Consider the following 15,013-nt stretch of genomic DNA (forward strand, 5'->3'; position numbering starts at 1 on the left):
GTCGCAATCCACACCGAACCCGGAAGGCCCTCACCCGTTCAAGACGCCTCAGCCGAGACCTGCATCACCCGTCCACAACCTCCCGGGGCAATACACCTAGGCCGGGTCCGCGGGGCCCGCGGCCGGGCCCCGGGAGGTCCCGGCCGCGAGGCCTAGCGGGGGCCGCCCCAGTGGAAGAGGGTCATCGCGACGCTGGTGGCCAGGTTGTAGCTGGACACCTGCGGCCGCATGGGCAGGGACACCAGGTGATCGGCGCGGGCGCGCAGCTCGGGCGAGATGCCGTGGCGTTCCGAGCCGAAGGCGAGCAGGGCGTCGTCCGGGAGGGTGAGGGCACGGATGTCCTCGCCCTCCGGGTCGAGCGCGTACAGCGGGCCGGGCGGCAGCGTGTCCAGGGTGACCCGGTCCACGGTGGTGGCGTAGTGCAGCCCGGCGCCGGCGCGGACCACGTTGGGGTGCCAGGGGTCGAGGTCGCCCCGGGTCACCACGCCGGTCGCGCCGAAGCCGGCGGCGAGACGGACGACGGCGCCGACATTGCCGAGGTTGCGCGGGTTGTCGAGCACCACGACCGGCGAGGTGCGGGGCATCCGCTCCAGCGCCGCCCGCGCGGCCTCCGGGTCGGGGCGTACGGCGAGGGCCGCGACCCCGGTGGGGTGCACCCGGGGCAGCAGCACCTTCAGGTCGCCCGGGAGGAGCAGCCGGGCGAGGGCCTCCTCGACGTCCGGGGCCAGCTCGGCGGCGAGCGCGCGGACGCGCGCGGGGTCGTCGGCGGCCACGATCGTCACGTCCGCACCGAACCGCAGGGCGTGCTTGATCGCGTGGAAGCCGTCCAGCAGCACCAGGCCGCCCTGTTCGGCGCTCTCGCGCCAGCGCCGTACTGTCTCGGCCACCGCCCGGTCCGCATCGCTCATGCGGACGACCCTATGCCGTCTCCGCGGCCGGCTCCTTGGGGGAGCCCACGGCGGGGGACACCGGGCCGGGGCGGGTCCGGGGGCGGGGGATGCCCGGCAGGGCGCGCCGCGGGGCCGCCGCCCGCGCGCCCAGCCACAGCAGGAACGCCGTGGGCAGGAACACCGCGTCGGCCACGATCATCGCCAGTGAGAAGAACGGCAGCCCGAGCAGCACCGCAATGCCCGCGTGCTCCAGCATCATCACGGCGAGCAGGACGTTCTTCACCCGCCGGTTCAGCAGCGTGAACGGGAAGGCGACCTGCACCACCACCGTGCCGTACGAGAGCAGCATCACCAGCGTCCCGCTGCCCGCCAGCAGCGCCGACAGCCCGGGCCACGGCGTGAAGTAGTCCAGCCCCAGCGGGTAGTACAGCGCGGTGCCGTCCTGCCAGCGCGAGCCCTGGATCTTGTACCAGCCCGCCGTCGCGTAGATCAGGCAGACCTCCACCATGATCACCAGCAGTCCGGCGTTGTGGACCACGTTCGCGAGCACGTCCAGGACGGCCCGGCCCTCGCCGTCCGGGTCCTGGCGCTCCACCGCCCACCACAGCCCCTGCACCACCCACAGCGCGGCGAGGAAGGCCAGCCAGCCCGCGGTCAGCAGCCCCGCCATACCCGCGTAGGACAGGACGAGCCCCAGGACGGCCCACAGCACCGGCCCGGCGGCCCCGGTGGCCGCGGAGCCGGTCCGGGCGGCCCGCCGCGCGTCCAGCGACCACACCCGCGCGCACCGGGTGAGGACCAGGTAGAGCGCCATCAGGTGGATGACGTTGTCCCCGCCGTCGCCCATGAAGACGCTGCGGTTCTGCAGTGCCAGCACGCCCACCATGAACAGCACCGACGTCGCCCGGGTCCGCCACCCCAGCAGGAGCAGGACCGCGGCGGTCACCGCGAGCCCGTAGACGATCTCGAACCACAGCGTCGAGTCCGACCACATCAGGACGGTGAAGGCGTTGTTCGTCGCGACGAGCCGCTCGGCGAGGTCGAAGCCCCAGGGGCTGTCCGGCCCGTACAGCTCGCGGCGGTGCGGGAACTCGCGCAGCAGGAAGAACAGCCAGGTCCCGGCGATGCCGATGCGGACCACGGCGCTCTGGTACGGGCCCAGCACCTGCCCGGTGACGCGCGCCAGGCCGCGTGCGGCCGAGGCCCTCACACCGTCCACCACGGAAGCTCCCGGTAGTAGGTCTCGGTGTCGGTCTCCTCGGTGCTCCAGGCGGGGGCCGGCACCGCCGTCGTCGCCGAGCGCAGCTGGACGCGCACCAGGACGTCGCCCGGGGCGCCGGGCGCGAGCCGGCGCACCGCGATCCGCTGCAGGTAGGCCTCCGACAGCGCGCCGCGCTCGCCGTCGGCCTTGTTGTCCTCGTCGTGGGAGCCGGTGAAGAAGTCCCAGGCGCGGCGCAGCTCGTTCTGCTGGGTGTGGCTGGGCAGCGGGTTGTGGCGGATGGCCGCGGCGTCCTCGGCGGAGAGGTCGCGCCAGCCGGTCGTGATCAGGTCGCCACCCGCGGTGCGCACCTGGGCGCGCGCCTGGACGGCGATGTTCTGCTGGAGCGGGTTGGGGGCGAAGAGCTTCCAGTTCTGTTCGAACTCGGGGTAGATCCAGTCGTCCACAGCCTGTGCGTGCCGCTTGCCGATCGTGTTGGACGGCGCGACGTGCAGGAACACCATGCCCAGGTGCCAGCAGGCGGCGACCGCCACAGCACCCAGCGCCAGGGCCGTGACCACGCGGTACGGGGTGGACAGACCGGCAATCCCGGGGGTCCGGGGGCCCGGGACCGCCCCCTCGTGCTCGTTCGAATCCATCGCGCCCCGCTCATCGGCGATCCACAGAGGTTGACACCCTACGGGCCGCCGTCTCACCATTGAAGAGCATGAACCGAACGATCGGTCGGTCGGGCGGATAAGGAACCTCGTCATCGGCAAGGGGGCCGGGATGGTGGCAGTGACCCCGGAAGCGGGGCAGGACAGGGCCCTGGAGGCCGCCTTCGAGGCCGCCGTGGCGGCCGACGAGCGCGTGGAGCCCCGGGACTGGATGCCCGAGGAGTACCGCGCCTCGCTGGTCCGCCAGATGGCACAGCACGCCCACTCCGAGATCATCGGCATGCAGCCCGAGGCGAACTGGATCACGCGCGCGCCCAGCCTGCGCCGCAAGGCGATCCTGATGGCCAAGGTGCAGGACGAGGCCGGCCACGGCCTGTACCTGTACAGCGCGGCCGAGACCCTCGGCACCAGCCGGGACGAGCTGCTCGACAAGCTCCACTCCGGCAAGCAGAAGTACTCCTCGATCTTCAACTACCCCACGCTGACCTGGGCCGACGTCGGCGCGATCGGCTGGCTCGTGGACGGCGCGGCGATCACCAACCAGGTGCCGATCTGCCGCTGCTCCTACGGCCCCTACGCCCGCGCCATGGTCCGGATCTGCAAGGAGGAGTCCTTCCACCAGCGCCAGGGCTTCGAGCTGCTGATGGCCCTGTCCAAGGGCACCGAGGCCCAGCACGCGATGGCGCAGGACGCCGTGGACCGCTGGTGGTGGCCCTCGCTGATGATGTTCGGCCCGCCGGACGACGAGTCGGCCCACTCGGCGCAGTCGATGGCCTGGCGGATCAAGCGGCACTCCAACGACGAGCTGCGCCAGCGGTTCGTGGACATCGCCGTCCCGCAGGCCGAGGCACTGGGTCTGACCCTGCCCGACCCGGACATCCGGTGGAACGAGGAGCGCGGGCACCACGACTTCGGCGCCATCGACTGGACCGAGTTCTGGGACGTCCTCAAGGGCAACGGGCCCTGCAACGAACAGCGGATCACCCAGCGCCGCCGTGCCCACGAGGACGGCGCCTGGGTGCGCGACGCGGCCGCGGCCTACGCGGACAAGCACAGCGCGGACAGGCACAGCGCGGAGAAGCACAGCAGCACGACCGGCGAGGAGGCACGGGGATGACGCAGAACTGGCCACTGTGGGAGGTCTTCGTGCGCTCGCGCCGCGGCCTCTCGCACACCCACGCGGGCAGCCTGCACGCCCCCGACGCCGAGATGGCCCTGCGCAACGCCCGCGACCTCTACACGCGGCGCAACGAGGGCGTGTCCATCTGGGTGGTGCCCTCCACCGAGATCACCGCGTCCTCCCCGGACGAGCGGGACCCGTTCTTCGCCCCGTCCGCCGACAAGCCCTACCGGCACCCGACGTTCTACGAGATCCCCGAGGGGGTGCGGCACCTGTGACCGCCACGGTTCCCACCGCCGCCGCCCTCGCCCTCGGCGACGACGCGCTGATCCTCTCCCACCGCCTCGGCGAATGGGCCGGCCACGCTCCGGTCCTGGAGGAGGAGGTGGCGCTGGCCAACATCGCCCTGGACCTGCTGGGCCAGGCCCGCCTGCTGCTGTCCATGGCCGGCGACGAGGACGAGCTCGCGTTCCTGCGCGAGGAGCGCGCCTTCCGCAACCTCCAGCTGGTCGAGCAGCCGAACGGCGACTTCGCCCACACCATCGCCCGCCAGCTCTACTTCTCCCTCCACCAGCACCTGCTGTGGACGGAGCTGGCCGCCGGCGACGGCCCGTTCGCGCCCCTGGCGGCCAAGGCCGTCAAGGAGACCGACTACCACCGCGACCACGCCGTCCAGTGGACGCTGCGCCTGGGCGACGGCACCGAGGAGAGCACCCGCCGGATGCGGGCCGCGCTGGACGCCCTGTGGAAGTTCACCGGCGAGATGTTCCAGCCGGTCGAGGGCGTCGACGTGGACTGGGCGGGGCTGGAGAAGACCTGGCTCGCCGACCTGACCGGCGTCCTGGAGCGCGCGGGCCTGGAGCTGCCCCAGGGGCCGCGCACCGGCGCCTGGGCGGCCGGAGCCGGCCGGCAGGGCCTGCACACCGAACCGTTCGGGCGGATGCTCGCCGAGATGCAGCACCTGCACCGCAGCCACCCGGGGGCGTCATGGTGACCACCACCCGCCTGGAGGAGGAGCTGGCCGCGCTCGCGGGCTCGGTTCCCGACCCCGAGCTGCCCGTGCTCAGCCTGACCGAGCTCGGCGTGCTGCGCGGCGTACGGATGGGCGAGGACGGCGGGGTCGACGTCGACCTCACCCCCACCTACACCGGCTGCCCGGCCATCGAGGCCATGTCCGCCGACATCGAGCGGATCCTGACCGACCACGGCATACCCCGGGTGACCGTGCACACCGTGCTGGCCCCGGCCTGGTCCACCGACGACATCAGCGCCGAGGGCCGCCGCAAGCTGGCCGAGTTCGGCATCGCCCCGCCGCGTCCGCACGCGGCCGGCGGACCGGTCCCGCTCACCCTGTCGGTGCGCTGCCCGCACTGCGGCTCCACCGACACCGAGCTGCTCAGCCGCTTCTCCTCCACCGCGTGCAAGGCGCTGCGCCGCTGCGTGGCCTGCCGCGAACCGTTCGACCACTTCAAGGAGCTGTAGATGGCCGCAGCCCGCCACGGCGCGTTCCACCCGCTGACGGTGGCTGCCGTCGACCGGCTCACCGACGACTCCGTCGCACTGACCCTGGCCGTGCCGCCGGAGCTGCGCGAGGAGTACCGGCACGCCGCCGGCCAGCACCTGACCCTGCGCCGGATCACCCCCGAGGGCGCCGAGATCCGCCGCACCTACTCGATCTGCTCGCCCGCGCCGGACTCCGGCGGCCCCGGGCCCGCGCACCTGCGGGTCGGCGTGCGGATGGTGGAGGGCGGGGAGTTCTCCACCTTCGCGCACAAGGAGGTCGCGGCCGGGGACGTCCTGGACGTGATGGTCCCGGCCGGCCGTTTCGTCCTGGAGCCGGCCGCCGCGGCGCCCCGCGCGCACTACGCGGCGATCGTGGGCGGCAGCGGCATCACCCCGCTGCTGTCCATCGCCGCGACCCTGCTCGCGGCCCGCGCCGACACCCGGTTCTGCCTGGTGCGCAGCGACCGCAGCGCGGCCTCGACGATGTTCCTGGAGGAGGTCGCCGACCTCAAGGACCGCTATCCCGACCGGTTCCAGCTGGTCACGGTGCTCTCCCGGGAGGAGCAGGAGGCCGGGCTGCCGACCGGGCGCCTGGACCAGGAGCGGCTGACGGCGCTGCTGCCCTCGCTGCTGCCGGTGACGGACGTGGCGGGCTGGTTCCTGTGCGGGCCCCATGGGCTGGTGCAGGGCGCCGAGCGGGCGCTGCGCGGCCTGGACGTGCCGCGCACGCGGATCCACGAGGAGATCTTCCACGTCGAGGACACCCCGCGACCGGCGCCCGGCCCCGGTGCGGCCGTCGCCGCGCACGGCCGGGTCACCGCACGCCTGGACGGCCGTTCGGGCACCTGGCCGGTGCAGGACGGGGAGTCGCTGCTCGACGCGGTGCTGCGGGGCCGCGCGGACGCGCCGTATGCCTGCAAGGGCGGCGTCTGCGGCACCTGCCGGGCCTTCGTGGTGTCGGGCGAGGTCCGGATGGACCGCAACTTCGCGCTGGAGGCGGAGGAGACCGAGGCCGGGTTCGTCCTGGCCTGCCAGTCGCACCCGGTGACGGAGGAGGTCGAGCTGGACTTCGACCGGTAGCCGGCCCGTCCGGCTCGTGCCGGCGCCCGGCCCCTGTCAAATTTCCAGAACCTGTTCTATCTTGACGCACCGTCAGACCACGGACGTGGCCGGTGCGCGCGGAAGGACAGGCAGTGGACTTCACCTTCACCGAGGAGCAGCAGGCCGCCGTCGAGGCGGCCAGGGCGGTCTTCGCCGGCGTCGCGCCCGACGGCGTGCCCAGTCCCGCGCTCACGCCGGGGGCCGTCGCCGACGACTTCGACCGCCCGCTGTGGGCCAGGCTCGCCGCCGGCGACCTGCTGAGCCTGGTGCTGGCCCCCGAGCACGGCGGCGCGGGCCTGGACGCCATCGCCCTGTGCCTGGTGCTGCGCGAGTCGGCCAAGGTACTGGCCCGGGTGCCGCTGCTGGAGCACTGCGCTACCGCCATGGCCGTCCAGGCGCACGGCGGTAACGCGCTGGCCGCCGAACTGCTGCCGGCCGCCGGCCGCGGCGCCCTCGTCCTGACGGCGGCCGCCCACGGCCGCACCGGCCACGACCCGGCCGAACTGGCCGTCACCGCCCGCCGCGCCCCCGGCACGAGCAGGAGCACAAACACCGGCACCGGCACCGGCACCGGCGGCTGGGTCCTGGACGGTGTGCAGACCGCCGTTCCCTGGGCCCACAGCGCCGACTGGGTCGCCGTACCCGCGCACACCGGCGAGGACGGTTCCGGCGCCGTTCTGGCCCTGGTCCCCCGCACCGCCGAAGGGCTCACGCTCGCCGAGCAGTACTCCACCAGCGGCGAGCGGCTCGCCGAACTGACCCTGGACGCCGTACGCGTGCCCGCGCACCGCCTGATCGAGGCCCCCGGCGCCTGGGAGGGCCTGCGCCGTCTCCTCGCGACCGGCACCTGCGCGCTCGCGCTGGGCCTGGGCGAGGGCGTGCTCACCATGACCAGCCAGTACACGTCCAAGCGCGAGCAGTTCGGCTTCCCCGTCGCCACCTTCCAGGCGGTCGCCGTCCAGGCCGCCGACCGCTACATCGACCTGCGCGCCATGGAGGTCACCCTCTGGCAGGCCGCCTGGCGCCTGGAGCACCCCGGCTCCGGCGGACCGCTGCCGGCCGCCGGTGATGTCGCGGTGGCCAAGATCTGGGCCGCCGAGGGGGTGCGCCGGGTCGTCCAGACCGCGCAGCACCTGCACGGCGGCTTCGGTGCCGACACCGACTACCCGCTGCACCGCTACCACGCCTGGGCCAAGCAGCTGGAGCTCCAGCTCGGCCCGGCCGCGGCCCATGAGGAGGCCCTGGGCGACCTGCTGGCCGCCCACCCCCTCACCTAGGCCGTCGACCGGGGGTCACAGCACGAAGGCCGGGTTCCCGCTGTCCGTCACCATCGGGCGCCCGGCGCCGTCCCAGGCCTGCATCCCGCCGTCGACGTTCACCGCGTCGATGCCGTTGCGCACCAGGTACTGCGTGACCTGCGCCGACCGTCCGCCGACCCGGCACATCACGTGCACGCGGCGGCCGTCCTCGGCCGCCTCCGTCAGCTCGCCGAAGCGCGCCACGAAATCGCTCATCGGAATGTGCAGCGCACCCTCGACATGGCCGGCCGCCCATTCGTCGTCCTCACGGACGTCCAGGACGAAGCCTTCGGAGGGCACTGCGGTGGCGGCCACCGAGGGCAGCGGTCCGAAGTTCATACGTTTCGCCTTCTCTCGTACGTAACAGGTGCGACCGAACCTATCCGACCGGCCCGCCCGTGTACGCCGCCAGCTCCGACTCGCGCTCCTCGACCTGCGCGAGCAGCTGCTCGGCGATCTCCTCCAGCAGCCGGTCCGGGTCGTCCGGAGCCATCCGAAGCATCGACCCGATCGCCGATTCCTCCAGCTCACGGGCGACCACCGAGAGCAGCTCCTTGCGCCGCGACAGCCACTCCAGGCGGGCGTAGAGCTCCTCGCTCTCGCTGGGCCGGGCCTCCGGCGATACGGGCCCCGCGGCCCACTCCCGCCCCAGCTCGCGCAGCAGCGCCTCGTCGCCGCGCCCGTAGGCCGCGTTCACCTTCGCGATGAAGTCGTCGCGGCGGGCGCGCTCGGCCTCGTCCTGCGCGAGGTCGGGGTGCGCCCGGCGGACCAGCTCGCGGTAGAGCCGGCGGACCTCCTCGCTGGGGCGCACGCGCTCCGGCGGCCGCACCGGACGGTCGGTGAGCATCGCCCCGGCGTCGTCGGAGATGCCGTCCGAACCCAGCCAGTCGTGGAACAGCTCGTCCACCCCGGGCATCGGCATGACCAGCGCCCGGGCGTCCTGGGCCCGCCGCAGGTCCTCGGGGTCGCCGGTGCGCGCGGCCCGCGCCTCCGCGATCAGCGCGTCCAGCTCGTCCAGGCGCGCGTACATCGGCCCGAGCTTCTGGTGGTGCAGCCGGGAGAAGTTCTCGACCTCGACCCGGAAGGTCTCCACCGCGATCTCGAACTCGATCAGCGCCTGCTCGGCCGCCCGCACGGCCCGCTCCAGCCGCGCGACACCCTCGTCGGCACCGCCCGGGCCGGCAACGCCCGCGTCAGCGGCGCCGCCCGCGTCGGCGACGCCCGCGGCGCCCGTGGCCTGGTCGGTGGGGGCTGAGGGGTCCCCGGCAGTCTGCTCGCTCACCCGTCCACCCTACGGCGCCACCGGTCCCCCGCCTACACGCCTTCCTCAGCCGCGATCCGGCCCGCCCGCACCGCCGCCACCAGGTCCGCGTGATCGGCCTCGGTACGGTCCGCGTAGGCAACCGCGAACGACGCCACCGCCTCGTCCAGCTCCTCGTTCTTGCCGCAGTAGCCGGCCAGCAGCCGCGGATCGGCACTGTGCGCGTGGGCCCGCGCCAGCAGCGCGCCCGTCATCCGCCCGTAGTCGTCGATCTGGTCGGCGGTCAGCGCCGCCGGGTCCACACTGCCCTTGCGGTTGCGGAACTGCCGTACCTGGAACGGCCGGCCCTGCACCGTCGTCCAGCCCAGCAGGATGTCCGAGACGACCTGCATCCGCTTCTGCCCGGCCACCACCCGGCGCCCCTCGTGCTCCTCCTCCGGCGGCTGGAAGCCCACCGCCGGCAGGTGCGGGATCAGCACCGAGGGACGGGCCTCCTTCACCTGGAGCACCAGCGCCTCGCCCCGGTGGTCCAGCAGCAGCACCACGTACGAGCGGGTGCCGACGCTTCCGGTGCCGACCACGCGGAACGCCACGTCGTGGATCGCGTACCGGCCCAGCAGCGGCAGCCGGTCGCCCTGCAGCGTCCCCAGGTACGGGCCGAGCGAGGCCGCGACGGCCGCCGCCTCCTCGTCCCCGACCCTGCGCAGCACGGGCAGCGCGTCGACGAAGCGCCGCCCGCCCTCGCCGTCGGCCACGGTGGACTTCGCCGCGAACCGGGCACTGGTGTTGTTGCGGGCCTTCTCCGAGACCCGCTCCAGCGTGCCCAGCAGGTCACGGGCGTCGGTGTGGGAGACCAGCTCCTCGTCGGCGATCGCGTTCCACGCGTCCAGCGCGGGCAGCTTCGCCAGCAGCCGCACGGTGCGCCGGTAGGCGCCGACCGCGTCCCGCGCCGCCGCCCGGCAGGTGTCCTCGTCCGCGCCCGCGACCCGGCCGGCCAGCACCAGCGACGTCGCCAGCCGCTTGACGTCCCACTCCCAGGGGCCGAAGACGGTCTCGTCGAAGTCGTTGAGGTCGATCACCAGACCGCCGCGCGCGTCCCCGTACAGGCCGAAGTTGGCCGCGTGCGCGTCACCGCAGATCTGCGCGCCCACGCCGGTCACCGGAGTGCCCGCCAGGTCGTACGCCATCAGCCCGGCCGCCCCGCGCAGGAACGCGAACGGGTTGGCGGCCATCCGCCCCACCCGTATCGGCGTCAGCTCCGCCACCCGCCCCGCGTTGGACTCCTCCACCGCGCGCACCGCGTCCGGCCGCCCCGGCAGGTACGTCAGGAGCGCGTGCGAGGACCGCGGCACGAACGTGCGCAGCGCCTTGCCCTCGTCCTTCGGCGACCCCTGGCTCCCGCGCGGCGCGAAGCCCGCGACCGCCGGTATCCGCTCCGCTGCCATGCGCCCGCCCCCGTATCGATCTTTGTTCGGAGGCACGACCGTACCGACCGGACACCGCCCCCGTCACCCCACCCCCACCGGGGCCGCGGCAGCGGCCCGACCTACAGCCCCGCGTCCCTGGCCAGCAGCGCCGCCTGCACCCGGTTGTCGCACTCCAGCTTCGCCAGGATCCGGCTCACGTACGTCTTCACGGTCGCCTCGCTCATGTGCAGCCGGCGGCCCGCCTCCGCGTTCGACAGGCCCTCCCCGAGCAGCGCCAGCACGCCCCGCTCCCGCTCGCTCAGCGCGTCCACCCGCCGGCGCGCGTCCTCGCCGCGCGCCACCGCCTGCCCCGAGGTCAGCTGGTCCACCACGTGCCGGGTCGCGCCGGGCGACAGGTACGCGTCACCCGCCGCGGCCGCCCGGACCGCCCCGATCAGCTCGCCCGGCGCCGTGTCCTTGAGCAGGAAGCCCGCCCCGCCCTCCGCCAGCGCCCGCATGACGTTCTCCCGCTCCCCGAACGTCGTCAGGATCAGCGCCCGCGCCTGCGGGGCCGCCCGGCGCAGCTCCGCCAGCGCGCTCAGCCCGTCCAGCACCGGCATCTGGATGTCCAGCAGCACCACGTCCGGGTGGTGGGCGCGCGCCAGCTCGACCGCCTGCCGCCCGTCGGGCGCCTCCGCGACCACCTCGATCCCCGGATCGGAGGTCAGGATCATCCGGATCCCGGCACGGATCAGCGGCTCGTCGTCGGCGATCACCACCTTGATGACCTTGCTCGTCACGCGACCGGCTCCCACTTCACTCTGATCGGCCTTCAGTTCTGACCGGCTAGCCCTGATCGACCTGGTACGCCTGCTTCTCGACGAGCTTGCCGTCGCGGAAGCAGAACCGGAAAACCCGGTCCGAGGTCAGATTGTCCGGCTGATCGGTGGCCAGCAGCGCCAGGCACTGCGCGCCGGCCGGCTTCGGGGGTCCCTTGCGGTCCAGCCCCCCGGTCATGACCGAGTCCCCGCTGGGCAGCGCCCCGCGCACCTCCGCCTCGGACTGCCCCACGCTCACGCGGTCGTACTCCTCCTGGCTCAGGAACGCGTTGTCCGCCGAGCCCGCCACCAGCGCCACCATCGCCACCACCACGATCAGCAGCAGCACCACCGCCGCGAACGCGATCCCGCAGCCCAGCGCCACGCCGCCGGCCGGCCCCGACCGCCGCACGCCGGCGGCCAGCTCCCGGTCCACCGCCGCCCAGTCCATCGGCGCCGTCGCGCCCGACGGCCGCGCGGCCAGCTGCCCGAAGTCGTCGCCCGGTCCGCGCCCCGGCGCCCCGGCCGGCTCCGCGTCGTACGGGAGCACGCCCGCCACCCGGAACCCGCCGCCCTCGGCCGGGCCCGCGTGCACCATCCCGCCGACCAGCCGGGCCCGCTCGCGCAGCCCCGTCAGGCCCTGCCCGCCGGAGACCACGTCGCCGGGCCCGGGGCCCGCCGCGGGCCCGTTGGCGATCTCCACGACCAGCGAATCGTCCTCGTAGCGCAGCTCCACGGTGATCGCCGCGCCCGGCGCGTGCTTGTACGCGTTCGTCAGCGCCTCCTGCACGATCCGGTACGCCGCGTGGTCGCAGGCCGGGGCCAGCGGCCGCGGCTGCCCCGCCGCCGTCAGCGCCACCCGCGTCCCGGCCGCCCGTGCCGCGTCCACCACCGCGCCGATCCCGGCCACCCCGCGCGCCGACGGCTGCGCGGACTCCTCCACCGAGACGGGCGCCTCCACCCCGTCGCGCAGGATCCCGACGACCTCGCGCAGCTCGTGCATCGCGCCCACGGACGCCTGCCGCAGCACGCCGACCACCTCGCGCTGACGGTCGGTCAGAACAGGGTCGACCTCCAGCGCCCCGGTGTGCACCGAGATCAGCGCCAGCTGGTGGCCCAGGCTGTCGTGCATGTCCTGTGCGATCCGCTGGCGCTCGCGCAGCCGCGCCTGACCGGCGATCATCACCCGTTCCCGCAGCAGCTGCGCATTGCGCTCCTGGAGGGCGTGCAGCAGCGTCCGGCGCTGGTACCAGTACCGGCTGGCCAGGCCGGGCATCAGCGTCGTGGCCAGGAACACCAGCGTGACGAAGACCGCCACCCACAGCGGCCGCGTGGTCGACCACTCGCTGGCCACCACGACCCCGACCTCCAGGGCGAACGCCAGCGTGAACGCGACCACGGCCCGGGTCACCCCGACGATCCGGCGGCCCGCCGACCAGGCCAGCAGGAGCGTCACAAGGAAGGCGCCCGCCAGCACTCCGGTGATCGCCGCCCCCGCGACCAGCGTCGTCGCCGGCAGCCGGCGCCGCAGGAGTGTGAGCAGTACCACGGCCGTGACGGACAGCACGTGCAGCCACCACGCCCCGTTCTCCAGCTCCTGCAGGGGCGTGCCCAGCAGCGCGAGCACGGCGGCCATGGCGCAGTCCTTGACCAGGGCGGCACGGGTCCACCGCTCCGGCCCCTTCAGCCACTCCCAGCCCGCACGCACCCGCGAAGTCACATCCACGGCTCCGACCCTAGACACCGCCGCGCCTCCGCGGCTGCCCTCTTTCGTCGCACCCCGCCCGACGAAAGTCGCCCCGCGCCGCAACCGGAACCGGAACCGGAACCGTTCGGGCACGACGCACACGCAACGACACGACGGCACAACGAAAGAAGCCCCGCGGATCATTGATCCGCGGGGCTTCTCACTGTGGGCGAGGGGGGATTTGAACCCCCACGTCCCGAAGGACACTGGCACCTGAAGCCAGCGCGTCTGCCGTTCCGCCACTCGCCCGAGCGGCGCCCCAGTGGTCTTCCCTTTCGGGCCGTTCCCCTGGCGACATCGGAACATTAGCACGTCAGAAGGGGCGGGTTGAAATCGCTTTTCCCCACGCACCGATCTCCGTCCCGACTGCCCCTCCCGCAGTGCCCGCCCGGTGCGGGACACTGTCCCTCGGCCACCCCTACGATCCCTTGTGAGGACCAACACTCCTCACCACCGGGACGTAGGGGAACCAGCCGAATCCCCCACGCGTGGATACGATCAGTAAGCAGTACAGGGCGACAACGACGGAGGAGGTGCCCCATGGGAGTCCTGAAGCGTTTCGAGCAGCGACTCGAAGGTCTGGTGAACGGCACCTTCGCCAAGGTGTTCAAGTCCGAGGTCCAGCCGGTCGAGATCGCGGGCGCGCTGCAGCGCGAGTGCGACAACAACGCGACCATCTGGAACCGCGAGCGCACCGTCGTCCCCAACGACTTCATCGTCGAGCTCTCCGCCGGCGACTACGAGCGTCTGAGCCCGTACTCCGGCCAGCTCGGCGACGAGCTCGCGGGCCTGGTCCGCGACTACGCCAAGCAGCAGCGGTACACCTTCATGGGGCCGATCAAGGTCCACCTGGAGAAGGCCGACGACCTCGACACCGGCCTGTACCGGGTGCGCAGCCGCACCCTGGCCTCCAGCACCTCCCAGCCGCAGGCGGGGCCGGGCCAGCAGGGCCAGCAGGGCCAGCAGGGCCAGCAGGGACAGCAGCGCCAGGGCGGGTACGGCTACCCGCCGGTCGCCGCCCCGCCCATGCCCAGCGGCCCGCCGCCCGGCGGCCAGCGCCAGCCGGCACCCGGCGGCCACGTGGCCCCCGTACCCGGCCGCGGCGGCTCCGCCACGCGCCACTGGATCGAGATCAACGGCACCCGCCACCAGATCTCGCGCCCCACCCTCGTCCTCGGTCGCAGCACCGAGGCCGACGTAAGGATCGACGACCCCGGCGTCTCGCGCCGGCACTGTGAGATCCGGACCGGAACGCCCTCGACGATCCAGGATCTCGGGTCCACCAACGGCATCGTGGTGGACGGGCAGCACACCACCCGCGCTACGCTCCGCGACGGCTCGCGGATCGTCGTGGGCAGCACCACCATCATTTACCGGCAAGCCGAAGGGTGAAGCGGGGGCAATGTCAGAGCTGACCCTGACGGTCATGCGGCTGGGTTTCCTGGCCGTTCTGTGGCTGTTCGTCATCGTGGCCGTCCAGGTCATCCGCAGCGACCTGTTCGGCACCAGAGTCACCCAGCGCGGCTCCCGCCGGGGCGGGAACTCCGGCCAGCCGGCGCAGGGCGGCGGCGGGCGCCAGGCCGCGCCCCCGCAGCAGCGCCAGCGCCGCGGTGCGCCCACCAAGCTGGTGGTCTCCGAGGGCACCCTCACCGGCACCACGGTCGCCCTCCAGGGCCAGACCATCACGCTCGGCCGCGCCCACGACTCCACGATCGTGCTGGACGACGACTACGCCTCCAGCCGGCATGCCAGGATCTATCCCGACCGGGACGGCCAGTGGATCGTCGAGGATCTCGGGTCCACCAACGGCACGTATCTGGACCGGACCCGTCTGACCACCCCGACGCCCATTCCGCCGGGCGCCCCGATCCGCATCGGCAAGACCGTCATCGAGCTGCGGAAGTAGTACGAGAATGAGCGAGCGGAGCGAGCGAGCCGTGTCGGCCCGTCCCATCCAGGGCACGGACCCGAGCACGCTCCCGACCGGAGGGTGG

General features: G+C 73.5%; 16 protein-coding genes and 1 tRNA gene. 8 read left to right on the forward strand and 9 right to left on the reverse strand.

Annotated features, from left to right (window positions below; all coding sequences use genetic code 11):
• Positions 1 to 152 precede the first annotated feature (152 nt).
• The 3 genes from ACZ6KO_RS31965 to ACZ6KO_RS31975 are packed head-to-tail and all read right to left on the reverse strand — an operon-like array spanning position 153 to position 2,747.
• Positions 153 to 908 (reverse strand): TrmH family RNA methyltransferase, encoded by a 756-nt coding sequence (locus ACZ6KO_RS31965; RefSeq protein WP_469307481.1) that lies wholly within the window; start codon positions 906 to 908, stop codon positions 153 to 155.
• Between the two features lie 10 nt (positions 909 to 918).
• Positions 919 to 2,100, reverse strand: coding sequence for an HTTM domain-containing protein (locus ACZ6KO_RS31970; protein WP_469307561.1), 1,182 nt, complete (start codon positions 2,098 to 2,100; stop codon positions 919 to 921).
• Positions 2,097 to 2,747, reverse strand: a complete 651-nt coding sequence (locus tag ACZ6KO_RS31975) for a DUF5819 family protein (protein ID WP_469307482.1) — start codon at positions 2,745 to 2,747, stop codon at positions 2,097 to 2,099. Before ACZ6KO_RS31975 ends, ACZ6KO_RS31970 begins: the two co-directional genes overlap by 4 nt.
• Before the next feature lie 130 nt (positions 2,748 to 2,877).
• On the opposite strand from ACZ6KO_RS31975, the gene paaA reads away from it, so the two are divergent.
• The 6 genes from paaA (at position 2,878) to ACZ6KO_RS32005 (ending at position 7,766) form a co-directional block, all read left to right on the forward strand.
• Positions 2,878 to 3,882: a 1,2-phenylacetyl-CoA epoxidase subunit PaaA gene (gene paaA, locus ACZ6KO_RS31980; protein WP_469307483.1), complete on the forward strand. Its 1,005-nt coding sequence runs from the start codon at positions 2,878 to 2,880 to the stop codon at positions 3,880 to 3,882.
• Positions 3,879 to 4,163, forward strand: coding sequence for a 1,2-phenylacetyl-CoA epoxidase subunit PaaB (gene paaB / locus ACZ6KO_RS31985; protein ID WP_125813338.1), 285 nt, complete (start codon positions 3,879 to 3,881; stop codon positions 4,161 to 4,163). The genes paaA and paaB overlap by 4 nt, the downstream gene beginning before the upstream one ends.
• Complete coding sequence (gene paaC / locus ACZ6KO_RS31990) at positions 4,160 to 4,879, forward strand: 1,2-phenylacetyl-CoA epoxidase subunit PaaC (protein ID WP_469307484.1); 720 nt, start codon at positions 4,160 to 4,162, stop codon at positions 4,877 to 4,879. The genes paaB and paaC overlap by 4 nt, the downstream gene beginning before the upstream one ends.
• A complete protein-coding gene (gene paaD, locus ACZ6KO_RS31995; RefSeq protein ID WP_469307485.1) occupies positions 4,873 to 5,367 on the forward strand; it encodes a 1,2-phenylacetyl-CoA epoxidase subunit PaaD in 495 nt (164 codons plus the stop codon). The genes paaC and paaD overlap by 7 nt, the downstream gene beginning before the upstream one ends.
• Positions 5,368 to 6,468, forward strand: coding sequence for a 2Fe-2S iron-sulfur cluster-binding protein (locus tag ACZ6KO_RS32000; protein ID WP_469307486.1), 1,101 nt, complete (start codon positions 5,368 to 5,370; stop codon positions 6,466 to 6,468).
• Between the two features lie 113 nt (positions 6,469 to 6,581).
• Positions 6,582 to 7,766, forward strand: a complete 1,185-nt coding sequence (locus ACZ6KO_RS32005) for an acyl-CoA dehydrogenase family protein (protein WP_469307487.1) — start codon at positions 6,582 to 6,584, stop codon at positions 7,764 to 7,766.
• Between the two features lie 15 nt (positions 7,767 to 7,781).
• Here ACZ6KO_RS32005 and ACZ6KO_RS32010 read toward each other — a convergent pair whose 3' ends face one another.
• The 6 genes from ACZ6KO_RS32010 to ACZ6KO_RS32035 form a co-directional block, all read right to left on the reverse strand.
• The gene (locus tag ACZ6KO_RS32010) at positions 7,782 to 8,126 is read right to left on the reverse strand and encodes a rhodanese-like domain-containing protein (RefSeq protein WP_469307488.1); all 345 of its coding nucleotides are present in this window, start codon (positions 8,124 to 8,126) and stop codon (positions 7,782 to 7,784) included.
• A gap of 40 nt (positions 8,127 to 8,166) precedes the next feature.
• On the reverse strand, positions 8,167 to 9,069 hold the full coding sequence (locus tag ACZ6KO_RS32015; RefSeq protein ID WP_469307489.1) for a J domain-containing protein: 903 nt from the start codon (positions 9,067 to 9,069) through the stop codon (positions 8,167 to 8,169).
• 32 nt (positions 9,070 to 9,101) lie between these two features.
• A complete protein-coding gene (locus ACZ6KO_RS32020; RefSeq protein WP_469307490.1) occupies positions 9,102 to 10,493 on the reverse strand; it encodes a DUF2252 domain-containing protein in 1,392 nt (463 codons plus the stop codon).
• 101 nt (positions 10,494 to 10,594) lie between these two features.
• Complete coding sequence (locus ACZ6KO_RS32025) at positions 10,595 to 11,254, reverse strand: response regulator (RefSeq protein WP_469307491.1); 660 nt, start codon at positions 11,252 to 11,254, stop codon at positions 10,595 to 10,597.
• 46 nt (positions 11,255 to 11,300) lie between these two features.
• A complete protein-coding gene (locus tag ACZ6KO_RS32030) occupies positions 11,301 to 12,998 on the reverse strand; it encodes a sensor histidine kinase (protein ID WP_469307492.1) in 1,698 nt (565 codons plus the stop codon).
• Positions 12,999 to 13,185: 187 nt separating this feature from the next.
• Positions 13,186 to 13,268: transfer RNA gene (locus ACZ6KO_RS32035), tRNA-Leu, on the reverse strand.
• 291 nt (positions 13,269 to 13,559) lie between these two features.
• Between ACZ6KO_RS32035 and ACZ6KO_RS32040 the strand changes: the two genes are divergently transcribed.
• Both ACZ6KO_RS32040 and ACZ6KO_RS32045 read left to right on the forward strand, forming a co-directional pair.
• Positions 13,560 to 14,411: an FhaA domain-containing protein gene (locus tag ACZ6KO_RS32040; RefSeq protein ID WP_469307493.1), complete on the forward strand. Its 852-nt coding sequence runs from the start codon at positions 13,560 to 13,562 to the stop codon at positions 14,409 to 14,411.
• 10 nt (positions 14,412 to 14,421) lie between these two features.
• On the forward strand, positions 14,422 to 14,925 hold the full coding sequence (locus ACZ6KO_RS32045) for an FHA domain-containing protein FhaB/FipA (protein ID WP_401444866.1): 504 nt from the start codon (positions 14,422 to 14,424) through the stop codon (positions 14,923 to 14,925).
• Positions 14,926 to 15,013: the final 88 nt, after the last annotated feature.

The organism is Streptomyces sp. NPDC042102, from assembly GCF_055582305.1.